A 24,252-nucleotide genomic window follows, 5' to 3' on the forward strand; every position below is an offset into this window, starting at 1 on the left:
GCATAAGGGTAACGTAGGTATCATCAGCCGTTAGTGGCGGTTTGTAGAAGGAAGATAGCCATTTCCTTGAATTAATATATTAAATCTTTTGAGGTGATTTGCAAATAGAATTTAAAAACCCCCATTGTTAATGCTTTTGACTATTTTTTGGTAAAAATGTTATAAAACTCAACAACATTAAAATTTAAAACAGAGAGACTTCACTAATGGGGCAGGCTAAAAAACGTGGTTCACTAGAAGAACGAATCAAACAAGCACAAGATCGTTACTATGGTCAAGAATCTACTATTGAAGAAGTCAGACAGGCTCTCGGTCTTCCCGAAGATGCTCAAGCACTTGGATATATAATCCATCTACCCGATCAAGATGAGTTCGTTTCAACTATAGAAGACAATGACAGTATATTTTCAGTAGGCTATGCAAAACTACCAGAATTAGCAAAAGTATATGATCAGCCTGATCAAGCAATTACTGATGCCAAAAAAATTAAGAAACACAAACTATTGGTTTGTGTTCTTTTTGAATCTTCTAAGCAATATTTTATTAATGATCTATGGGCAAATTATTAAGATTATTGATTTTTGGGCAGCCAATAAGACTGCCCCTTTAATTCAATCTCATATCCATCATCAACTTCCCTAACCATTTCAGCCTTTACCTTTACAGCATCCACATATGGGAGTTGATGGAAATATCTGAGACCACTCCTAACCCAACTAACCATATCATTACTATTTGCTAAATTGGTATGGGTTAATTCAGCAATCTTATTTTCCAATTTTAGTTTTCGTTTAACATTTAAAAATTCAGACTTTTTAAGTGTTAAATAATCAATTGAAGTACCATAATTTTCGTTTAAAAAATTAATAAACCCTGTCAGTGCAGCAGCTTGACCTGAATAGTCAGACAAATAGGCTTTGATATGCTCTAGATTTGGTAATTGGATATCCTCTTGCTCAATTGACAGCATTAACGCAACAGCAGGCTTTACTGCCAACCTCGCTGAACGTATTGAGGTATCGCCTCGTTTGATTTTTTCTTCTAATTTATTCTTGTATTCCAGTACAACATCATAAGCCAAAGATGGTTGCAAAATATGTTGCACAAGCTTTTCCATCTGATCTCGTTCTGAACAACTTTTTTTGTTATCCGTATCTATTCGAATGTCATGCACCTCTTCAAGCCATTGCATCACCAATTCAAATTTTCTAAGCCCACTACTTCGTAACCTTACTAATAACTGCTTTGGGGTAGGCACAGATTGATTCCAATCTATTTCGGTTTTCATAAAGAAATGGATATGTTTATTTATATATAATGCGGCTTTATGTGATCCCACTTTCTTTTCTAACCAGCCTGTATAGTTTTCATACTGCTGTTTTAAGTAACTAGACTCAAATACTTTCTGATTTTGATCAAATTTATTCCATAAATTTTGATGCCAATAACAATCATCGCATAAATCAGCACAACCTGCTGCAATCATACAATGACATGCTTTACAGGATTTCTGAGGCTTATTTCTACATTTTTTGCACATTCTTTGTCCTGATGCATCAGACTCTAATAAGCGATGCTTCTGGCACGATGGACATGTCTCATAATCTCGTGTCGCACATTTTGGACATACCCGTAGATCATCATTAAATCGCGAAATTTGAGTCAATTTTTGTGATGGCGTACCACATCGTTCACAAGGCTCAATGGGTCTAAAATACACGGAACAACTATTACACACCACACCATATTCGGTCAGCTTACCTATTGGTTTATTTGTCTGATTACATCGAATACAGGGTTGTTTCTTAATACATTCATTACAAATGGCTTGTTCATCATCTCTAGGGAGTCGGGCAAAGTCACCACAACTTGGGCATAATCGTTTTTTAAAGTTACGAGCATAACAAGTCGAACAATATTTCTTGCCTTTATATCGTTTTTTTATGAAAGAAACTGACTGGTTGCATCCATGACAGTCATGTTCAATAACATTTTCAGTCAATATGCCTCGCTCCACTATTATTGCTTCTTCTTAATAAATTTAACCATTGACGTTGTACACTTGCTTTAGATTTTGGCTTAGTAACAGTTATTGCTGCACGAGAGACAGGATAATGTCTTGTAGGCTTAATCATTAAATCTTTCATCTGTTGAAGCTGAACAGGCAGCTTCTTACGTTTATCCCAAAAGTTTGCACGACCTACTCCATATTCCTTTGATCGCTGTACCAATAAGTCACATGGAATATCCATAATCTGATCCAGTATTGAAAGCAAAACTATTCGTTCCTGAGTATTTAGATATTCAAATGCTAATGGGGTAACTGGATGTGAAAGATGTAAATTTACGTCAAAACTTTCAAATAATTGAATCACATTTTTATTGGTCGTATTGACCAAAAATCTGATCTCACTAAGCCATGCACGAGCAATTTCAAACCATACTTGAGCAGTCACTGGAGATTGATTATAAAAACCAAATTTTTGATTTAAGACTTGCTCTGCTTTATTTTGGAAGTTTAAAGCATTTAAATTGAATTTTTGGCTTTCCTCACAATGCCTTAAATCAAAACCACATGTCGTACAGATCGCTAAACAACCATGTTGCATATCGGCTTTAAATGGTTGGATCGTCACACCACATTCAGGACAATGGTCAATTAAACTTACCTGATGCTCAACACAACTACAATGCCACCCAATACGCCACATTGAACGCAAATAAGGTGGATTTTCACGACTTTTCAAGCATTCAACACACACTTGCCGACCTGATGTATTTGAGCGGTTTCGTGTGCCCAAAGATAAAACCCAAGGGATATTTTGCTTTGGATCATAATTTGGATGTATCTGAGAAACAACGCTACTCAACATCGATTGCTGTATATTTTGTTTTGACTCCATACTATGAGATAACAGAGCATCGAACCTTTCTGCATTTACTCCTTTATCTAAATCAATCGTTAATGCTCTCCATTTCCCCCATAAAGCCTCAATGAGAACCATAGGTGAGCAACCTACATCTAAGGCGGAACGAATCAACCACGATGAGAATACTTCTCCTTGCTGAATGGGAGTTCTGATATACCAACATTGTTCAGGTTGACTCATCTCTAACTCCCTATAAGGATTTCGCAGAATTAACTCAGGCTGAGATTTATATTTCTAATATTTCTTAAACCCTCCGTAGGTTTAAGCCATTTAAACTTATGTACGATGTCATAGGTAATTTCTTCATCACCTTGTAAAATGGCTTCTTTGGCACACTCCACCAGTAATCGATTTAAATCACCTAGATTTCCACCCGATACCTCAAAAATCAACGTAGCAATCTCTTTGGACGCAAGATTAGACTGTTTTTTTAATGGCAATAGTCGAACATAGCTCACTAATAATCTTAAAAAATCTTGGTTAAGTTCCCATTTGGGTAAATTCACCACGTCAAAACGACTGGCATATTGCGGATCAGTGTGAAGTATCGTGATTGCTTCACGAGTACCGACCCCCACGATATTCAGACTCAATTCATTGCTGAGATTCTTAAGGGTATTCATAACTTCAGGAAGTAATTTGGCTGAACCTGTCAAACAATTATGAATTTCATCAATGATCAACATTTTTGTTTCATACTTCCGCATCAAGTGTACGGCTTGGTTTCGTAATTTAGCTTCAGGATCACTTGCACGAAATGGTACAAAAAAATGATTTAGAATATTGATATAGAGTTCTTTAACATTGGCTTTTGCAGGGGCAAGTATCGGCAAAACTGGCTTAGTTACCGAGAGCAAGTCCATGTCGGCATCACTTACTGTTTTCGTATAATACTGTTTGGCAAACTCATGAATGATGGTTGTTTTTCCCATATTGGAGTCACCAACAATCAACAAACATTCGGGTCTTAGTTTCCTAGGGCGATTCAAAATATCGGTCAATGTATTCATAATCGTCATGGCTTTTTTATAGCCAATCCAGCGATCAGTAAATAATGTCTCAATCCGCTCACTATCGCTTAATTGCATGATTTCAAGTACATGCTCTGCAAGATGCTCATATTTTTCCATCACATCACCTTAAATCATCAAATGCAGTTAAAGGAGTACTCCACAAATCATCACTTGTCTGAAGGCTTTCAGAAACTACAGCATTTTTAGACTGATTCTGTTCGGAAAGCTGAGTGACGGCTTTTTCATTTTCCTTTTTTCTTTGGTTTGAGCGACGTTGCTTTCGAGTCAAGCTTCGAGCTTGATTAAGCTGCTCACGTAGATGCAAAATCGCCTTATAAATTTCATCCTGATTCTGAACATCCTGACGCTCATTCTTGAGATAGTTCTGAACCTGTTTATATTCAAATAAACTAATCGGTGGAATCTCTCGCTTTGCTGTGGGCACTTTAAAATAGGTATTTGAAAATGGTTCATAAAACCAAATCAATGAAATATCTCTCGGATCACGCTTGAATAAAAATTTTCTTTTCCGTTTTCGATTACTATCTTCTGGATCAATGGAATTAACCCATTGTCTTAAGCAATCGGCAAAATAGAATAAGTTATCTTTTTGCACACCTGTACGTTGAATGGTCGCTTCAAATTCAGGTAGAAAATCAATAAATAAAGTATCCTCATCCGATACACGTTCTTTCAAACCTGTTCCTGCTGTCGTCTTCGTTCCCCAAACACCTTCTTCCCATTTAACTATTGGGGATGTTCCTAAAGCTGAATGTTTCTTCTGATGATAGACTTTGGTGATCCAATACACGATGTAGTATTCAAGTTCCTTTAATGTCATACAGGCTTGTTTAGCGGAATCATAAGTTCCACGCTGTTGTACATTTGAAAAAGTTGTACCATCCAAGACATGCATTTCAAGATTGACAATACCAAGCATACGCTCGATGTGACCGCCAAACCTTGCACCACCAATTGGTCGATATTCCCAATGAATCCCATATTTTAGACAAGCTTTGCTAATGTGATTGGTTCTAAAGTCCGACCCATTATCTGTATGAACTGAGTCCATGATCCCTTCAACTTGCCATTCAGCATCAATATCCAATTCGATCAACTTGCGCTTTTTAGACAAAATACAGGATGCTATACACATCGCCACAGAGGTCGTACTGGGTGCTTCCAATGATAAGTAGTAACCAACAATCATCCGACTGAAAACATCGATTGCCAAGGTTAAGTGAGGTTTTCCAATCGCCTCTCTAAACTCATCGTCCACGATTTCAATGTCTAAAGGGGTATGGTCAATCTGAACATATGCCAATGGATAGTCCGCATTTGGAAATGAACCCGCAGCAGCCTTAAATTTATCTATTGCAGCTTTTGATCCAAGACGTGCTTTCGTTACTTGGTAATCATTTAAAGCCTCAATTCTTCTTCTAATAGAGTTTTCATGCGGTGCTTCAAGCTGAAGCCGAGAACACTCTGCTTTTACAATTTCAATTGTTTTGGAAATACTGGGTTTCTTCGCATTCAAATATTCATCATTGATGGCTTGTTTAATAATATTGCTCACTTGAGGTGACAACCTTGATTTGTCATTCGTCCAACCTCGTTTTTTGGGAATCAACGCCATTAAAGAGTTATTTTCACGATAATCTTTAAGCCATTTCCACAATGTTGAACGATTCACATCATATTCACTCGCCCTATTTTCGACCAGTTCAGTCGTGGAATACTCAATCAGTGGTTTAATAATTTCATAACGCTGTAAAGCAATCTGCCACGCTTCATTACTGATATCCTGATCACCCTTATTCAGATTTTCAGTGAGCGTATTTTCTCCATCAAAAACCGTCAAACTTTTAGCATTAACCTGTAAGCTACGCACAGAATCCAGACTAGAAATGACAATATCATTTGCGTTCAAAACATTCACAATTTTATAGGGTTGTCCCTCATAACCGACCACCACATTGGGTTTAAGTGTGATACGACTACGATCAATACTGATAGCATTAGATTCAATCATTTAGATATTCCTCGCAATTGCATCATTTTGGTTCACCCATATCACTGTTTCAGCCGTCAGGGGGCAATATAAGTCACAAGCAATCATTCGCTTTGCCACTAACGCCCAAACTTGGTGAATCCCTTTTAAAATATTGGTTTTATCTTTAAAAATATGAGCAGGTAATTGATTAATTGTTGATTGACCTAACTTTTGTAGGGTATCGAGTAATAGTTGTTGATCAACAGCATCTACATGAGAGCGTCTAAACTTTCGTAAAAAGTTAATATTCTCCCAATATTGATCATATAGTCTTGTTTCACTGATAATTTTAAACTTCCATCCTTTATCGGCAGCAAAACGGTGCGCTGCTCTAAATTTTGGTTTTAACTTATCCCAGTCCTCAACAAGCTTTTTCTTAGGCTTAATTTCGATGAGCATTGGTACTGGAAAATCCTCAAAATCATCGCAATTCAAACTTGAAAACTGCACCAAAAAGTCAGGTGTATAGGTAGATTCATTGCCTAATTCGGTAATGTAAGGAATAACTACAGGTTGACCTACAACATCAATCACATTGTTATTAAATTCTTGCTTGAGTATGAAATCTCGCTCAAGGGTAGATTCAAACCAAATGGTTTTTTCACCTCTAAATGCATAATTGCCTGAAATACTCCCATAAACAGTTTGTGCTTTTCTAACAGGAGAGTACTCATCACTCAATTTTTTCATAAAAAATCGCCTTACAGCCACTCGTGCTTATTAATGTAATTATGCAAGCCACTCGCCTCTATTAATGTAAATAATCTAATTTAATTGTGTAAAAATAGAGTAGCAACCTATTGATTATCTATAATGCCACTCTATTCTATTGCTGTAAATGACAGCGGCTCACACCCTAAACCGGGTGAAATTACATTATCCCATTTAGGTGTTCTATTCTTAGATGAATTGCCCGAGTTTGATCGCAAAGTATTAGAAGTCTTACGCCAGCCGCTCGAGTCAAAAGAAATTATTATTTCTCGTGCAGCCCGGCAAATTACTTATCCTGCAAACTTTCAGCTCATTGCAGCCATGAACCCCTGCCCATGTGGTTATGCATTTAATCAAGACAGTCGTTGTCAGTGTTCACCAGAGAGTATTAAACGTTATCAAAATCGTATATCAGGACCTTTACTTGACCGTATCGATTTACATATTGATGTACCACCTTTAAAAGCTCAGGAACTACAAGATCCAACGCCTGTTGAAGGTTCTACGGCTGTAAGACAGCGTGTAATTTCAGCTTATGAACAACAAATGCAAAGACAAAATTGTTTAAATCAAGCGCTTTCGCCTAAACAATTAGAGCAGTTCGCTATTCTGGATGACACGTCACAGCGAATGATTGAAATGGCTCAACAGCGTTTAAATCTATCAGCTCGTGCTTATCATCGTGTTTTACGGGTTGCTCGTACCATTGCCGATTTGTCTCAAAGTGAGATGATTCAAAGTCCTCACCTTACAGAAGCTCTCTCCTATCGAGGCAATCATTCTTAAAATAAAACAGCGGATTATGTGTCCGCTGTTCATTTATTTCTATTAAGAATATTGTTTAAGTTTTCAATTAAAGCCGTAATTTCTTTCTCTGATAAAGCTGCAAAACCGAAGCGGATACTATGATTAGGGTGTTCTCCCTGTTTAAACTTATGCTCTGTATCAATATTGAGTTCTTTTAACTTTATAAGCTGATCTTGAGTAAATGGTTTCTGGAACTTCACCCATAAAGCCATTCCGCCCGCAGGTGGTTGTATCTGAACAGACTCAGCAAAAACTCGCTGAAACTCAGCTAAGGCATGGTCACGGCGTAGTTGATATATTTTTTTCATTTTACGGATGTGTCGTTTGATCTCCCCTCGCTGCATTAAATCTGCTAACGCAAGTTCCGTAATGTTATTACCTTGCCGATCAATCAATAAAATATCTTCAGTAATGGATTGAATGATTGGTGAAGATGCCACGATGTAACCCAAGCGAATACCGGGTGCAAAAACTTTAGACAATGAACCCACATGAATGACTAATTCAGAATGAGGCAAACTTGCTAAGGGTGGCATAGGCCGACTGTCATAGTGAAATTCATGGTCATAGTCATCTTCAATAATATAAAAACCCCATTTTTTTGAAAGCTCTAAGAGTTGGAGACGACGGCTCATTGGCATAGTAACGGTTGTAGGGTACTGATGATGTGGCGTTGTATAAATTGCTGCAACCGAGTGTTCGTTTAAAATCCGTTCTAAATCTTCAAGGACAATACCTTGTTCATCTAATTTGACAGAAACGACCTGAAAACCATTTGATTGGAACGCTTTAAAAGCAGATGGGTAGTAAAGCTCTTCAACAACAATAACCCCCTGCCGATTAGGTAATGCACGAGATGCAAGAAAAATTCCCATCTGACTACCACGTACAATACAAATTTCATCTTCAGCAACATTCATAAAGCGTTCCATCGATAACATTTGTTGTAAGGCTTGTCTTAGCTCAATCATTCCCCGCGGGTCGCCATAGCCCATGTACTGGTTTTGCGTAATTTTAATCAGTGCATGCCGATAGGCCCTCGAAAATAATTCGTATGGAATAAGACGTGGATCTGGTACACCATCGTTATGTGGACGTTGAATCACTTCTTGAATAATTGGCTTCTCATTAACTTTTCGCTCAGCTACTGACTCTATTTGAAGCTGTTTTTCAGGCAAAACATCTGCCACAAATGTGCCTTTTCGGGGCCGAGTCACCAACCATCCTTGTGCCTCTAGTTCCTCATAGACTGCTTGTACGGTTTTCCGATTAATTCCTAGTTCTTTTGACAAGCTACGAGACCCCGGCAACATAGTCCCCTGCCCTAAACGGCCACTTAAAATTTCCTGACTAATCAAGTTAGTTAGCTTTAAAAAAACTGTTTTTTCTTCTCTCTCATCGATACGAAAATGTACTTGCCAAGGTCTTAACATATTCGCCCCATCTGGACCATATAACTTATTAAAACTGGATGTATTGATTCATCCAGTTGTTTTCTATTCTGCCTCCACCTACTTAATTTGGTCAACTGGACTGGAGAAAAGATGAAGACTGTTTCTGTAAATAAACAAGAGCTGATGCAACACGCACAGCAAAACATGCAAAAGTGGATAAGCGACTCAGATTTAACTGATCGTCAAAAGCTTGCACTCACTTGTCGTATTTTATTTGATCATGGTCATGATGCTGGTTTAGCGGGACAAATTACTTGCCGTAGTGAAAATAAAGAAACTTTTATTACTCAGCGTTTCGAATTAGGTTTTGATGAAATTACTGCTTCAAACTTACTTGAAGTAAATCAAGATCTAGAACCCATCAATCAAGAAGGAATGGCAAACCCAGCCAACCGTTTTCACACTTGGATTTATAAAGAACATCCAGAGGTGAATTGCATTATTCACACACATCCCACCCATGTAGCTGCTTTATCTATGCTACAGATTCCACTCATGATTTCTCAAATGGACGTCTGTGCACTTTACGAGGACTGCTCATTTGTAGGTCATTGGCCAGGTGTTCCTGTAGGTAATGAAGAAGGCATTTTGATTTCCTCTGCTCTGGGTAAAAACCGCGCTGTTTTGTTGTCTCACCACGGCCAACTGGTCACAGGAAAAACCATTGAAGAAGCATGTAACTTGGCTCTTTTAATTGAACGCGCAGCCCAACTGCAACTACTGGCAATGTCTGCCGGGCAAATTCAGCCTATCCCCCACAGTCTAGCAACAGAAGCACATGACTGGGTATCTAACGATAAACGCAACAAAGTGAACTTTGCTTACTACGCACGTAAAGCTTTGAAAAACCATTCTGACTGTATTTAAAAAGAGACTTCGACCATGAAACTAAAAGGCATTATTGGCTACCCTGTTACTTCATTTTCTGATGACAACACCATTAATCTTCCTGTTCTAAAACAAATGCTGAATTTGCTTATTGAAAATGGTTGCGATGCAATTGCACCTTTAGGCAGTACAGGCGAAAGCGCTTATCTTGAATGGGATGAATGGTGCTTAGTCGCAAAAACCTCAATTGAAAGCATTAATAAGCGCGTGCCTGTCATTATTGGAATTTCAGAACTCACCACTGATCAAGCCATCAAAAAAGCCCAGATCGCGCAAAGCTATGGTGCAGATGCACTTATGGTGATTCCTGTATCTTATTGGAAACTAACTGATCAAGAGATTTTTGAATATTATCAAGCGATTGCTCAGGCCACGAGTTTACCGATTATGGTGTATAACAACCCTGCAACCAGTGGCGTTGATATGTCTCCAGAGTTAATTGTGCGTATGTTTAACAACATCGCAAATATCACGATGGTAAAAGAAAGCAGCGGCGATATTCAGCGCATGCATAAAATTTATGAACTATCAAAAGGTGAACTTCCATTTTATAACGGTTGTAATCCTCTAGCTTTAGAGGCCTTATGTGCGGGAGCAAGCGGTTGGTGTACAGCAGCACCAAACTTGCTAGGTCAACAACCTCAACAGCTTATTCAACACGTCAAAAATGGTGAATTAGAGCAAGCTCAGAAGTCATTTTACCAACAACTTCCTGTCCTACGTTTTATTGTAACTGGTGGTTTGCCTAAAACGATTAAAGCAGGTTTACAGTTAAAAGGTATTTCTGCGGGGTCACCACGTAAGCCTTTGTCTAAAGCCACAAATATTGAGCTTAATCAGTTAAAACAACTACTTTCTGAAATAGAAAACTAATAAAAAAGCGGGTTTATTTACCCGCTTTTTTACAGCATAAACTTAGAAAGTTTTAGTTAAACTAAATACTAGACCGGCGTCATAAGGCTTTTTCTGAGCATCAGTCATACCAGAAGTGCTCACATCGGTACCCACTACGTCTAATTCAGCCAAAATACCTAAAATGTTACGGTTTACACCAACTTTATAATCGATATAGCTGTCGTCTGTACCAGGGCCGCCCGCAACTACGGCTAAAGCCTCTTTGTTTTTGAATTTGTTATAACCAACTGATGCAAGTCCAGTAAATCCAGTGTTTGCAATTGGTGCCGAATAACCTACGTTAAAATACCAGAACTGTTTAGAGTTCGCCCAGTAGTCATTTGAATAGTTAACGCCCACACTGAGTGCATCACCTTTAAATAAAGAGTCGGCAAACGTTAACTTACCGTAAACTTCATTAAAATCTAATCCATTTTTGCCATCGTAACCAATACCGTTACGGTCAAAACTATGGCCCGAACCAATGTAACCATAATGGATCACACCTACATCATAAGTTGGCGCAAGCTTATCGGATAACTTTAACGTATTGGTATAACCCAAAGCGACATCTGTTTCAGTTGAGTTACCTGTTACACCAAAATCAACACTTGAACCCCAAAGTGATAAATAAGCACCTGATTTATGAGAAAAAGTAAAACCACCTTGAATGGCAGGGTTATTTGAAGATTGTGTAACACCACGGAAACGATAATCTGTGGTTGCTGCTACGCTACCTGTTGTCGTGATTCCATAGAAAGATGGAGCACTTTCAGCCATAACCATGGTTGAACCTGCTGTGAGTACGCCGACTGCTACTGCTTTAAGTGCAAATTTCATCATTTTGATCTCCCCCACAATGAACGCACGATTTAATTGAATTAAACAAATTTTGTTACTTAAGCTTTAGCAATTGCTGTGCCAAGTCCATATTTCGTATCGCTGGGCTGCATAAGTTTTGAAATCAAATTCTTTTTAAAATGAAAATATCGCCTAACGCTCATAGAAATATATTTATAAAAAACAAATATATAAAATAGATTTATTACAAATCTAAAAATACTCAACATAGAAAAAACCCCTTATCGGAAATTAGTAACCGAGGTAAGAAGTATTCCTTTGATACGCGTAAATTTTCTATTTAGATCTAAAGTTGAGATATAAAAAGTATGTAAATTATTGAAGGCGGTAGATGAAATGATCTGTGATTGAGCATTTTTGCTTACTTCATTTCTGTATTTATTTCTGAGTTAAAGTCGATGAACTATTTTGGGTCTTTTTTAGGCACCAATATAAATAAAAAAAGTACTGCACAGAATTTATGCAAAATATCGCACTAGATTTGATCAGTTCAATTAAATTCTATTGGCTTATTATAACAATCGGTTCATATATACAGTACTTCTAAAAATAATGTTATACAGTAACAATTTATAAGTAGGCTTAAAATAAATCGTTGAAAAAATCAACTCAAAGCAAGGTTAAAAAGTAAACATATCCAGCAAAAAAGGATAAAAAATGAACACAAGAATCACGTATTTTTTGAAGTTTGACTATAAAATAAATGGTAAAAATCAACTAAAAAATAAATTACTTTTTTTATTTTAAACAATACATTAAGTACAAAAGGCTATGAGTAAATTTACTAAATAACCGGTAGCACATTAATCAATTTCTGCATAGCATATATAAAATAAAATCAACAAAAATATATCTTTTTTATAGATTACTTATACAATTGATGGAAATCCTAGGCCCTGAACTATAACAAGGCACAGGATTTATCGTTTTTATGAGGTTCTTTAAATATGCTAAATGCACAAAAACTTACATTAGCAGTTCTCATTTCTGCGGCAATAATTTCCTCAGCTCAGGCAAGCGAGCAAAGTGAGGCAAAAGGATTTGTTGAAGATGCGAACGGTTCTATTCTCTTCCGTACAGGTTATCTAACTCGCGACAAAAAACAAGGCGCGAAAGATACTAGTTCATTTGCTCAATCGGCAATTGTAAATCTTGAATCTGGCTTTACCCCTGGTATTGTTGGTTTCGGTGTAGGCGTTGTTGGTGACGGTTCATTTAAAATCGGTGAAAATAATAATGCCGGTAACCAAATGATTCCTAAGCACAACGATGGTTCAGCTTACGATCATTGGGGCCGTGGTGGCGGTAGCGTTAAAGCTCGTTTCTCAAATACGACTGTACGTTATGGTACTCAAGTACTCGATTTACCAGTTTTAGCAAGTAACACTGGCCGTATGGTTCCTGAATATTTTACAGGTACTTTATTAAAAAGCCATGAAATCAAGAATCTTGAATTAGTAGCTGGTAAATTCACTAAAGACCAAATGTCTGATCAAATTAATACCGATGCCGATGCGTCTGGCAGAGGTCTTGATCGTGCAATCGTTTGGGGCGGTAAATATAAGTTTAATGACAACTTAAATGCATCTTACTATGGCTTAGACAGCAAAAATGCACTTGAACGTCATTACGCTAATGTGAACTTTAAACAGCCTTTAACAAATGACAGCTCATTAACTTATGACTTTAGTGGCTACCATACTAAGTTTGATGCAAATGCACATACTTATTCAGCGACTGGAGCTGTAGCACCAAATTATGGTAACACTGGTGTAGCTGGTGAAGAAAAGACCAACAACATTTGGGCAGTTTCAGGAACTTATGCTACTGGTCCACATAGTGTGATGCTTGCTTACCAACAAAACACTGGTAATGTTGGTTATGACTATGGTCAAAATGCTGATGGTTTCCAAAGTATTTATTTACCAAACTCTTATATGTCTGATTTCATCGGTAACCACGAGAAATCTGCACAAATCCAATACAACGTTGATTTCGGTAAATTAGGTGTATTACCTGGTTTGAACTGGACAACTGCATTTGTATACGGCTGGGACATCAAAGTTCGTAATGTAACTGACGATGCTCAAGAACGTGAATTCTTTAACCAAGTAAAATACACAGTTCAAAGTGGTTTTGCTAAAGATGCAAGTCTTCGTATTCGTAACTCTTACTACCGTGCGAGCGATGCTTACCAATCTAATGCGTACATCGGTGATACAAACGAATGGCGTATCTTCCTTGATATCCCTGTGAAATTATTCTAATTCATAGATCTATCAAGCATAAAAAAACCTACCTCTGGTAACACAGGTAGGTTTTTTATTGAGTCTAGAATATCAATTGAGACACACTAGACTCATAAAATCAGAACTTATTTTTTAGCAGCTTCGATTGCTTTCAATACTTCAGCTTTAGCAACGTCCGCACCTTCCCAACCGCTGATTTTTACCCATTTGCCTGGTTCTAAATCTTTATAGTGGCTGAAGAAATGCTCAACTTGGCTAATCAACAATGGAGGAAGATCTGTATATTCCTTCACGTCTTTGTAAAGTGGAGATAATTTCTCATGTGGAACAGCGATTAATTTCGCGTCGATACCACCGTCATCTTCCATGTTTAATTTACCCACTGGACGGCAACGAATTACAGAGCCAGCAGCAACAGGATGCGGAGTTACAACAAGTACGTCTAATGGGTCGCCATCTTCAGACAAAGTATTTGGTACATAACCATAGTTTGCTGGATAGAACATTGCTGTGCCCATGAAACGGTCTACAAACAATGCATCAGAATCTTTGTCAATTTCATATTTAATTGGCGCTGCATTTGCAGGAATTTCAATGATGACATAGATGTCATTTGGTGCATCTTTACCTGCTGGGATATTGCTGTAACTCATATCAATACTCTTTCGTTATGAAGTCAGATGTAAAATCCACTCGATTATAACGTGGATATCATCAAAATGATGCCGATTATACAATGCGCACACGCGAAAGTTGATATGAATGGTGACAGAATGACACTCAAGTCAACTTAATTGTCACGATCAACAAGAATATTGGGCATAACAATGATAAAAACCAGACAATCGAGCGTAAAGTTGCCCAATTACTCAAGTAACAAATGCCATAAATCACGCGCAAAATAATATATGCCCAGCCCAGTCTCAAAATAAAGTACTCAGGCACCACCATATATTCAGCCATCAGAATAGCTGTTAAAAATAAAGGTAAACTTTCAAAACTGTTTTGTTGTACTGCATTTGCCCGAGCAGCGATCCCCTTTGTATTAGCAAGAAAATCTCTTGGGTTCTGATTATCAGAGGGCTGAAAACCACCCTTAAATTTTGCAATTACGGTAAATGCGTATGGCAGCAAACATGCCACTAAAATAATATAGATAATGCTGCTGATGCCGTGCATAGTGCCATCCATCACTGAAAATACTGTTGATCATGCTATCATAACTCATCGTTTTTACCTGAAATTTTATGCAATCGCATGTCATCACTGATTTATAGGGCTATGTATGCAACAACCTGATCAAAAAGAATTGCTCGAGGTCTTAGAAAAGCAAAAGAAGAACCAGCTTCAGGTAGATCTTATCTTCAAAATTGTATTACCCATTGTCGCTTTTTTACTGAGTGTGATTTGCGCGAATTTCAATTGGCAATCGACACTGGGTACCTTTGTCATTTTGACAATCACTTTTATTGCAGTGGGTGTCAAAAGACTTCCTTTATGGCATTGGCTCATTGTAATTACCGTGTATTGTCTGATAGATAATTACCTTAGTTATGGCCAACTTGACTTGTCTCACTTACGCCTACAACTCGGCACAATGATTGTTTTTGTGGGTATGGTTGGAATCGGCCGTCCTTATGTAGATCGCTGGTTTATGAAAAGCCACTAAATAAAAAAGCGCCCTACGGCGCTTTTTTTAATCACTAACGATTAAGCAGGTTTACGTAGATCTTTACGTAAAATTTTACCTACATTTGATTTTGGTAATTCATCCATAAACTCAACATAACGAGGGCGTTTGTAGCCTGTTAAGTTTTCTTTAGCAAAGTTCAAAATTTCTTCTGTGGTCAAGCTTGGATCTTTTTTCACAATAAAGAGTTTTGGTACTTCACCTGATTTTTCATCTGGAACACCAATTGCAGCAACTTCCAACACTTTTGGATGTTTAGCAATAACTTCTTCAATTTCACTTGGATAAACGTTAAAGCCTGAAACCAAAATCATATCTTTTTTACGGTCTACAATTTTTGTATATCCACGGCTGTCCATTACACCAATGTCACCTGTACGGAAGAAGCCGTCAGCTGTCATCACTTTAGCAGTCTCATCTGGACGGTTCCAATAACCTTTCATCACTTGAGGACCACGGATGGAGATTTCACCTTGTTCACCTAAAGGTAATTCTTTACCGTCATCATCTAAAATAGCAACTTCTGTTAAAGGTAATGGAATACCAATGGTGCCGCTAAATTCAGTAGAAGCTGGAGGGTTTGCAGTCGCTACCGGAGAAGTTTCTGATAAACCGTAACCTTCAATAATGGTAGTGCCAGTAATTTTCTTCCAAGCTTCTGCTGTAGAAGGTAAAACTGCCATACCACCGCCCATTGCCATTTTTAAATTGCTATGGTCAAGTTGTTTGAACTCTTCATTATTTACCAAGGCATTAAACAATGTATTTACTGCTGGGAAGAAAGAAGGTTGGTATTTACGTAATTCCTTAATCACGGCTGGTAAATCACGCGGGTTCGGAATCAGGATATTTGCCTGTCCTTTGTACATGCCGTACATCGCACAAACCATGAATGCAAAAATATGATAAAGAGGTAATGCACAAACGATACGATCACCTTTAGCACCATCATTTGCACCAAATTTACTTTGGAAAATACCGTCACACTGTAAAAGGTTAGCAACCAAATTACGATGCGTCAGCTCAGCACCTTTTGAAACGCCTGTTGTACCACCCGTATATTGAAGCACAGCAGTATCACTTAAAGTTAAAGTCGGGCGTTTATAATTGCTTGGGTTTTCTTTATTTAATGCGCTATTAAATTTAACATGGCCAGGAATATTCCAAGCTGGAATTTGTTTACGCACTTTACGTAAAACAAAGTTCACTAAAGTACCTTTTAGTGTACCCAACATGTCTCCAACAGAAGCAACTACAACATGCTTGACTGGAGTTTTACCTAAAATACTTTGATAAACACTCGCAAAGTTTTCAATAATGACGAGAACTTCAGCACCTGAGTCATTTAACTGATGTTCAAGCTCACGTGCTGTGTATAGCGGGTTAACATTCACTAAAATCAAGCCAGCACGGAAGACTGCCAATGCCACTACAGGGTACTGCAATACGTTTGGCATCATTACTGCAACACGCGTACCTTTTGCTAACCCCAAATTTTGCAAATAGGTCGCGAACTTACGGCTTGCAAGTTCCAACTCGTTAAATGACATGGCTTTATCCATAAAGATAAAGGCATCACGAGAACCAAATTTTTGGAAATTACGCTCAAAAATATCAACAAGTGAGGTATTTTCTGCAGGCAATGCTACTGTTTCTGGAATCCCTGTCTTTTGGTATTCTGCAAACCAAATCTTTTCCATAATGCCATTATCTCCGATTCGTAATCCTTAGTAATAACTGTTATTCAATGCCCCAGCTATTCTTTAGCTTCTTGGTGCCAGAACATATTTAAAACTTATTGGCACATTCATGACACTTTCGAACAAGATTATGAGACAGAAGTTTTGACAATTTGACCCTGCCAAATTTTTTGCATGGAGTACAAATTATGTACTCCAAATTGCTGCCCTTTTAATCATTATTCCATACCAACAAGTTCAGTTCACTGCTTGAACTTGTTGCCATATATAGCGTATTTATGTTGCCAGACGCTAGCTTTATCTCTGAATCAACAGTTTATTTGCTTTTTGATATCCACGTGGTAAGAGCTGACCTTTCGAAGCACGTTTACCCATGTATTTTTGTAGATCATCACCTTTTAATTTGAGATGTTGTTGACCTGCAACCACCTGAATTATTTCATCTAAGTTCAGGGTTGTCATGGATAAAATTTGCTCTTTGGCTTCAAGTTGTATCAACTTATTACCTTTACCTTTATTTAAATTTGGCAGCTCGGCCAAATCTAAAATTAACAAACGCCCTGCTGAGCTCAGTACAGCCAAATGCGTCATATTTTGGGCAGAAATGAGTGGTAGAGCTTTTGACTTCTCTGGTACCGTTAAAAATGTCTTACCGGCTTTCGCAGTGGTATCTAATTGCTTAGTTTGAGTTTTAAAACCGTAACCTGCGGAACTTGCAGCAATCAATTCAGACTCATCATCATCTAAATAAACCTGAATAAACGATACACCACTTGCTGGAGAAAGCTTAGAACTTAATGGACCCCCCAAGCCTCTGGCTGAAGGTAAATTACTAATCGGTAAGGCATAACTACGCCCTGTTTCATCAAGGAAATAAACTCGCTGATTGGTTTTACCGACAGCATGACTTAAATATTGGTCCCCTGCGCGGTAGTTCAGATTTTCAGCATCAACATCTGCACCTTTTGCCGCACGGACCCAGCCAGCTTCAGACAACACAACTGTTACCGTTTCGGCTGGCATTAAATCCTGTTCTTTAATTTGAACCGCTTCAGCACGTGCGACAATTGGAGAACGGCGCTCATCACCGAACTTTTTCGCATCTTCTTTTAGTTCACCAATAATCAGATTTTTTAGAGATTCAGGATTTTCGAGTTGTTCACGAATAATGGCAGCTTTCGCCGAAAGCTCATCTTGTTCATGACGGATTTCCATCTCTTCAAGTTTTGCCAAATGACGTAATTTAAGCTCTAAAATTGCTTCGGCCTGTATCTCATCAATATTGAAGTGTTCCATCAACACTGGTTTAGGCTGATCTTCTTCACGAATAATACGAATGACTGTATCAATATCGAGATAAGCAATTAAAAGACCTGCCAAAATATGCAGACGCTTTTCAATACGGTTTAAATGATACTGCAAACGACGAGTGACCGTTTTTTTACGGATCTCAATCCATTCCAGTAAAATACGGCGAATCGATTTAACTTGAGGGCGGCCATCTTCGCCAATCATATTTAAATTGACACGATAGCTTGATTCTAAATCGGTGGTCGCAAATAAGTGACTCATCACTGCTTCCGCATCAATACGGTTAGAACGCAGCACAATCACGAGTCGTGTCGGGTTTTCATGATCCGACTCATCACGCACATCAACGACCAATGGCAGCTTTTTAGCCTGCATCTGGTCAGCAATTTGAGTAATCACCTTAGAACCAGATACTTGATATGGCAGCTCAGTAATCACAATTTCATGCTTTTCAACAGAATAAACCGCTCTCATGCGGTAGCTACCACGACCAGTCGTCTGGATTTTAAGTAACTCTTCTGGCGGAGTAATAATTTCAGCTTTGGTTGGTAAGTCTGGAGCCGGAATATATTCAGCTAATTTTTCATCTGAGGTTTGTGGATTACGGATTAAGGCAATCGTTCCTTTTACCACTTCACGCAAATTATGCGGTGGAATATCGGTGGCCATACCCACAGCAATACCAGTTGTACCATTGAGAAGAATATTAGGTACACGTGCAGGTAAAGTGATCGGTTCTTTTAACGAACCATCAAAGTTATCTTGCCATTCGCTAGTGCCCTGACCTAATTCGCTCAGCAACAATTCACTATAAGCCGAGAGTTTGGCTTCGGTATAACGCATCGCAGCAAAAGACTTAGGATCATCTGGTGAACCCCAGTTCCCCTGACCTTCAATTAAAGGATAGCGGTAACTAAATGGCTGGGCCATTAAGACCATGGCTTCATAACAAGCCGAGTCACCATGTGGATGGTATTTACCCAGTACATCACCCACTGTACGCGCTGATTTTTTAGGCTTACCACTATTTTTTAAGCCTAGTTCGCTCATAGCATAGACAATACGGCGCTGTACAGGCTTTAAGCCATCACTGATATGCGGCAATGCACGGTCCATAATGACGTACATGGCATAATTCAAGTAAGCCTGCTCAGTAAATTCGGCTACAGAGCGGTTTTCTGTTGCATGATGCGCAAGGCTGGTCATAGTCAGCTTATCTTCCAAATCAGTCGTTATTTTAAGTGTGTATTATGCTAAGTGGGCTATGTTACAGACACAAGAGGGACTCTGTCACCTGAGCGTCAAATTGTGTCTTATCTCTCTATATTTTTAGTTACTTGCTATAAAGTTAGGCAAAAACTATAGCCCGATCGACTCTAACCTTTTACCTTGAGTCTCTTCACCTAATACCAAAATAACTAAGGCCACAGCAAGTAAAACAATAGTGAACATCATAAAAACATGATTAAACCCGTTTTTAGCAACCATCATATGTGTCACGACCATTGGCGCAACAATTCCACCGATACGCCCCATTGCCGATGCCCAACCCGAACCAAAGGCCCGAATGTTGGCTGGATATTGTTCTGGTGTGTAGGTATATAACACTCCCCATGCCCCCAAATTAAAGAATGACATGAGACAGCCCCAAAACATAATGCTATTTACACTATCAGCTTGTCCAAAGAAATATGCTGACAAGGCACAAAAACCGATAAATGCCGCGAGTGTAATTTTTCGGCCTAATCGTTCAACAAACCACGCGGCCGCCAAGTAACCCGGTAACTGCGCCAAAATCATAAGCAATACATATTCAAATGATTTGACAATGTCGTAACCTTGTTTCACCAATAAACTCGGTAACCACGTGAAGATACCGTAATATGAATACACAATTCCAAACCAGATCAGCCAGAGCATTAGACTTCTGCGAGCAAATTGGCCACTCCAGAGCTGTTTAAATGAAACTTTTTGTCGCATCGCCACAGGCACGACTTCAATATGATGAACAATTTGCACGCCTGCTTTAGCTTCTAGTTTTTGTACAAGTGCATGCGCTTCTTCAATACGACCACGGTTAATTAGATACGGTATCGACTCAGGGACTTTTTTCCAAATCACTAAAATATAAATAAGTGGAAGACCTCCCACAAGAAAGGCAATATGCCAGCCAAATTTAGGAATAATAAAATAAGAAATAAGTGCTGCGACTAGCCAGCCTAATCCCCAAAAGCTTTCAAGCAGAACAATAAACCGTCCACGAACATGAGCAGGAACATATTCACTGACCAATGTAACTGCTACAGGTAACTGTCCACCTAGCCCTAGTCCCACAATAAAACGAAAAATTAATAGCCACTTCAGATCTGGAGCAAAAGCACATAACGCAGTCGCAATACTATAGATGGCCATAGTCATCGCAAATACAGTTTTTCGGCCAAAACGATCTGCCAAGGCACCAGAACAAACTGCTCCTATGGCCATTCCCACAAAGCCAATACTGACAACCCAGCCACTTTCAACTGGTGTTAATGACCAGTCGTTAACAAGGGTCGTCATAATAAAAGCGATAATACCGGTATCCATCGCATCAAACATCCAACCTAAACCCACTACCCATAAAAGTGTGTAGTGAAATTTGCCAATTGGAAGATTTTGTATACGTGAAACCAGATCCATAGGAACAACTCTACTGGAAAGAATAAGTGGACAAGACCATATATAGAATTGTTATATCATGCCCACATGAAGTTCTGCATGATTAATGTTCGTCGGTTGAAGAAGCCGACTCTGCATCATCATCTTTATAAATAAATTTAGGCATTTCCAAACCAAAATAAATGGCAATTAAACGAAGCGTAAAACCAAATACCAAGGTTGAAATAACAGTAAGTTCTAGACTTAAACCTAAATCTAGACAGACCCAATAGCAAATAACAGCAACAAAAGAAATACTTGCATACAGCTCACGGCGGAAAACAAACGGGACATCGTTACATAAGATGTCACGTAAAATACCACCTGAAACTCCCGTTAAAACGCCTGCTACAGCCGACACGACAAAGCCATGTCCCATTTGTAAGGCAATCTGGCAACCAATAATGGTAAATCCAATCAAACCTAAAGCATCAAGTACCAAGAAAATGTTATGTAAATGGCGCATCCACTTGGCAATAATGATGGTAACAAAAGCAGCACAACACGTTAAAACTAAATATTCAGGATGCTTTACCCACGTTAAAGGATAGTGCCCAAGTAGTACATCACGTACAGAACCACCACCCAAGGCCGTCACACAGGCAATCAGTACAACACCGAACCAGTCCATACTCCGTCGCCCAGCAGACAATGCACCAGTCATGGCTTCGGCAGTAATCGCAATAATATAAATAACGGTGAGTAACATTGCCCTTTCCTTCAGGCCAAACGGTGGGCGTATTTTAAGATAAAGTTATAGGAATTGTGCACAGCATTGCTTAAATTTTTTTCCTGAACCACAGATACACGGTTGTTTCATGGTGACCTGCATATCGACCGTTGGATCAAGGAAAAACCATTGCTGCTGGTGATATACAAAATGTGAAACTTCATGATGGATTTGAGCACTTTTTCCATCGTGATAATGAGCCTTAAACTCGACCTGTGCATGAGTCTTGTCTAATTTTTCTTTGGCCTGTATGACTTCTAAACCGAGCCATTGATTCTGTTTGCTCCATTCGGCAATCGCCTCTTTATCAAGAACAGCTTGCTGACCTAAAGCCGTCGTTTGAACAATATAATCGATTTGCTGCAATGCAAATGCGCTATAGCGTGAACGCATAAGCTGCTCTGCGGTGAGTGCTTTTGCTGTGCCTAAATGTAAAGGCTCACAACATTCTGAATAGCTACCTTTTCCACATGGACAAGATTGTTGGGTCATTCGATACTTCTCAAATAAAAAATAGCTCAAAGTTGAGCTATTTTATGATGTTTCTAAATTTGGAACGCAATTTAATCTTTCGTTTCATCTTGTTCGATAGAAACAATATGAACTTTCTCGATCTTGTGGCCTTCCATGGTTACAACTTCAAAGCGATAACCATCCGCTTCAACAGTTTCACCATTTTCAGGTAAGCGACCTAAATGGAATAACAAATAACCCGATAAAGTAGAGTACTGTTCACTTTCATCTACCAAATCACGACCGAGTAAAAGCGATACATGGCGAATATCGGTTGAACCTTCAAGTATTAACGAACCATCTTCTAAGCTTTCAGCTGCTGCATCTAGTTCATCTTCATCAGGGAACTCACCCGCAATTGCTTCTAAAATATCAATTGGTGTCGCAATACCTTCAATTGAACCATATTCATTTAGAACAATCGCCATTTGCAAAGGAGCCTGACGTAATTGTTCCATCACCATAAGCACTTGAGCATTTTCATGCACAATGACTGGCTCACGTAAGTACTTTTGAAAATCAACAATGCCTGTTTCAATGAAGCCATTTAGAACTTTATGCGTAAGCGCGATACCTTCAATATTATCAAGTTCACCACGAGCAACAATTAAACGTGAATGTGTCATCGACATTAAGCGTTCTTTCAAAACTTCTGGTTCATCATCTAAGTCAATCCATTCAAGCTCAGGTCGTGGAGTCATCACCGACTTTACTGGGCGTTCAGATAACCCAAGTACGCCTTGTACAAGCACACTATGGTAAGCACCATTTTCTTCATCAAAGACTTCATCGGCAAAAGCTTGAGTAGCCAATACATCTTCTTTATCAGCCGTTTGGGCATCTGAAGTAGAACCGCTATTTTTACTGCCTAACATACGTAAAACCGCAGAAGCTGTGCGATAACGTAAATCTGTAGTCGTCACTAGCTTTTCTTGATTGCGGCGCATGGTTTGGTTGATCATTTCAACTAAAATCGAGAAACCAATCGCAGCATATAAGTAACCCTTCGGAATATGGAAACCAAAACCTTCCACCACCAACGAGAAACCAATCATCATTAAAAAGCCAAGACACAGAATAACGACTGTTGGGTGCTTATTTACGAAGTCCATGAGTGGTCTTGAAGCCCACAGCATAATACCCACAGCAATCACAACAGCAACCATCATGATTGAAAGCTCTTTGACCATACCTACAGCAGTAATTACGCTGTCTAGTGAGAATACGGCATCAAGCACTACAATCTGGACAATCACCATCCAGAACGCAGCATGAACTGGATTATCTTCTTTATGAAGCTGTTTACCTTCCATGCGCTCATGCAATTCCATGGTGCCTTTAAATAACAAGAACACACCACCGAATAACAAGATCAAATCACGGCCAGAGAATGGATGGTCAAAAATATGGAAAAGTGGTTGGGTGAGTGTCACAACCCAAGCAATTGAAGCTAACAGAATAAGACGCATTCCCAAAGCGAGTATTAAACCCACTATACGTGCCTTAGTACGTTGTTCTGGCGGTAACTTTTCAGCCAAAATAGCAATAAAGACGAGGTTATCGATCCCTAGTACGATTTCAAGAACAATTAATGTAGCTAAGCCTACCCAAGCAGACGGATCAGACATCCATTCAAAGATCATTGATCCTGCTCCTGTGCTGGGTGGATTTTATCTTTATTGGACAACGCAACAGGCGTGCCTAGACAAAGGGGGAATAATGTTTTTTTAGGACAAGAAATTAAAACGGAG

Annotated in this window: 20 protein-coding genes, 1 pseudogene and 1 riboswitch; of the genes and pseudogenes, 6 read left to right on the plus strand and 15 right to left on the minus strand. The window is 38.8% G+C overall.

What is annotated here, in order from left to right:
* Positions 1-7: 7 nt before the first annotated feature.
* Positions 8-75, minus strand: a riboswitch (Fluoride riboswitch).
* Positions 76-206: 131 nt separating this feature from the next.
* Positions 207-569, plus strand: a complete 363-nt coding sequence (locus J671_RS10390) for a hypothetical protein (RefSeq protein ID WP_016654427.1) — start codon at positions 207-209, stop codon at positions 567-569.
* A 2-nt stretch (positions 570-571) separates the two neighbouring features.
* On the opposite strand, the gene J671_RS10395 is transcribed toward J671_RS10390, so the two are convergent.
* The 5 genes from J671_RS10395 to J671_RS10415 are packed head-to-tail and all read right to left on the minus strand — an operon-like array spanning position 572 to position 6,686.
* A complete protein-coding gene (locus J671_RS10395) occupies positions 572-2,002 on the minus strand; it encodes a hypothetical protein (RefSeq protein ID WP_016654428.1) in 1,431 nt (476 codons plus the stop codon).
* Positions 1,995-3,110 (minus strand): TniQ family protein, encoded by a 1,116-nt coding sequence (locus tag J671_RS10400; RefSeq protein WP_016654429.1) that lies wholly within the window; start codon positions 3,108-3,110, stop codon positions 1,995-1,997. Before J671_RS10400 ends, J671_RS10395 begins: the two co-directional genes overlap by 8 nt.
* 29 nt (positions 3,111-3,139) lie before the next feature.
* Positions 3,140-4,060, minus strand: a complete 921-nt coding sequence (locus J671_RS10405) for a TniB family NTP-binding protein (RefSeq protein WP_016654430.1) — start codon at positions 4,058-4,060, stop codon at positions 3,140-3,142.
* Between the two features lie 4 nt (positions 4,061-4,064).
* Positions 4,065-5,975 carry a Mu transposase C-terminal domain-containing protein gene (locus J671_RS10410; protein ID WP_016654431.1) on the minus strand — a complete coding sequence of 637 codons (1,911 nt, stop codon included), beginning with the start codon at positions 5,973-5,975 and terminating at the stop codon, positions 4,065-4,067.
* A complete protein-coding gene (locus J671_RS10415) occupies positions 5,976-6,686 on the minus strand; it encodes a heteromeric transposase endonuclease subunit TnsA (RefSeq protein ID WP_016654432.1) in 711 nt (236 codons plus the stop codon). It abuts the gene before it with no gap.
* Between the two features lie 147 nt (positions 6,687-6,833).
* Here J671_RS10415 and J671_RS10420 point away from each other — a divergent pair.
* Positions 6,834-7,493 (plus strand): annotated as a pseudogene (locus J671_RS10420) (ATP-binding protein); the annotation flags it as partial.
* Between the two features lie 29 nt (positions 7,494-7,522).
* Here J671_RS10420 and J671_RS10425 read toward each other — a convergent pair.
* On the minus strand, positions 7,523-8,947 hold the full coding sequence (locus tag J671_RS10425) for a PLP-dependent aminotransferase family protein (protein ID WP_031952165.1): 1,425 nt from the start codon (positions 8,945-8,947) through the stop codon (positions 7,523-7,525).
* A 111-nt stretch (positions 8,948-9,058) separates the two neighbouring features.
* On the opposite strand from J671_RS10425, the gene J671_RS10430 reads away from it, so the two are divergent.
* Together J671_RS10430 and J671_RS10435 are read left to right on the plus strand one after the other, a co-directional pair.
* Entirely contained in the window at positions 9,059-9,835 is a 777-nt protein-coding gene (locus J671_RS10430) for an aldolase (RefSeq protein ID WP_031982186.1), read from the plus strand.
* 15 nt (positions 9,836-9,850) lie between these two features.
* Complete coding sequence (locus J671_RS10435; RefSeq protein ID WP_002048953.1) at positions 9,851-10,729, plus strand: dihydrodipicolinate synthase family protein; 879 nt, start codon at positions 9,851-9,853, stop codon at positions 10,727-10,729.
* A 42-nt stretch (positions 10,730-10,771) separates the two neighbouring features.
* Here the strand turns inward: J671_RS10435 and J671_RS10440 are convergent, their stop codons facing one another.
* Positions 10,772-11,593: a TorF family putative porin gene (locus J671_RS10440; RefSeq protein WP_002048960.1), complete on the minus strand. Its 822-nt coding sequence runs from the start codon at positions 11,591-11,593 to the stop codon at positions 10,772-10,774.
* A 965-nt stretch (positions 11,594-12,558) separates the two neighbouring features.
* On the opposite strand from J671_RS10440, the gene J671_RS10445 reads away from it, so the two are divergent.
* Complete coding sequence (locus tag J671_RS10445) at positions 12,559-13,878, plus strand: OprD family outer membrane porin (RefSeq protein WP_031982187.1); 1,320 nt, start codon at positions 12,559-12,561, stop codon at positions 13,876-13,878.
* A gap of 107 nt (positions 13,879-13,985) precedes the next feature.
* On the opposite strand, the gene ppa is transcribed toward J671_RS10445, so the two are convergent.
* Positions 13,986-14,513, minus strand: coding sequence for an inorganic diphosphatase (ppa, locus tag J671_RS10450; protein WP_002048945.1), 528 nt, complete (start codon positions 14,511-14,513; stop codon positions 13,986-13,988).
* A 127-nt stretch (positions 14,514-14,640) separates the two neighbouring features.
* Positions 14,641-15,039: an MAPEG family protein gene (locus tag J671_RS10455; RefSeq protein ID WP_002048944.1), complete on the minus strand. Its 399-nt coding sequence runs from the start codon at positions 15,037-15,039 to the stop codon at positions 14,641-14,643.
* Between the two features lie 106 nt (positions 15,040-15,145).
* Here J671_RS10455 and J671_RS10460 point away from each other — a divergent pair, with 106 nt between their 5' ends.
* Positions 15,146-15,529 (plus strand): hypothetical protein, encoded by a 384-nt coding sequence (locus J671_RS10460; RefSeq protein WP_004883685.1) that lies wholly within the window; start codon positions 15,146-15,148, stop codon positions 15,527-15,529.
* 41 nt (positions 15,530-15,570) lie between these two features.
* Here the strand turns inward: J671_RS10460 and J671_RS10465 are convergent, their stop codons facing one another.
* The 6 genes from J671_RS10465 to J671_RS10490 all read right to left on the minus strand — a co-directional run bounded on the left by J671_RS10465 (position 15,571) and on the right by J671_RS10490 (position 24,144).
* Positions 15,571-17,250, minus strand: coding sequence for a long-chain-fatty-acid--CoA ligase (locus J671_RS10465; RefSeq protein WP_002048927.1), 1,680 nt, complete (start codon positions 17,248-17,250; stop codon positions 15,571-15,573).
* 297 nt (positions 17,251-17,547) lie between these two features.
* Entirely contained in the window at positions 17,548-19,767 is a 2,220-nt protein-coding gene (parC, locus tag J671_RS10470) for a DNA topoisomerase IV subunit A (protein WP_031982188.1), read from the minus strand.
* 153 nt (positions 19,768-19,920) lie between these two features.
* Positions 19,921-21,240: an MFS transporter gene (locus J671_RS10475; RefSeq protein ID WP_031982191.1), complete on the minus strand. Its 1,320-nt coding sequence runs from the start codon at positions 21,238-21,240 to the stop codon at positions 19,921-19,923.
* 82 nt (positions 21,241-21,322) lie between these two features.
* Positions 21,323-21,967: a trimeric intracellular cation channel family protein gene (locus J671_RS10480; RefSeq protein WP_002048969.1), complete on the minus strand. Its 645-nt coding sequence runs from the start codon at positions 21,965-21,967 to the stop codon at positions 21,323-21,325.
* 45 nt (positions 21,968-22,012) lie between these two features.
* Positions 22,013-22,480, minus strand: coding sequence for a YchJ family protein (locus J671_RS10485; protein WP_031982192.1), 468 nt, complete (start codon positions 22,478-22,480; stop codon positions 22,013-22,015).
* Between the two features lie 71 nt (positions 22,481-22,551).
* Positions 22,552-24,144, minus strand: coding sequence for a TerC family protein (locus tag J671_RS10490; RefSeq protein WP_031982193.1), 1,593 nt, complete (start codon positions 24,142-24,144; stop codon positions 22,552-22,554).
* Between the last annotated feature and the right edge of the window lie 108 nt (positions 24,145-24,252).

Source organism: Acinetobacter sp. 1130196 (assembly GCF_000588095.1).
Classification (GTDB): domain Bacteria; phylum Pseudomonadota; class Gammaproteobacteria; order Pseudomonadales; family Moraxellaceae; genus Acinetobacter; species Acinetobacter nosocomialis.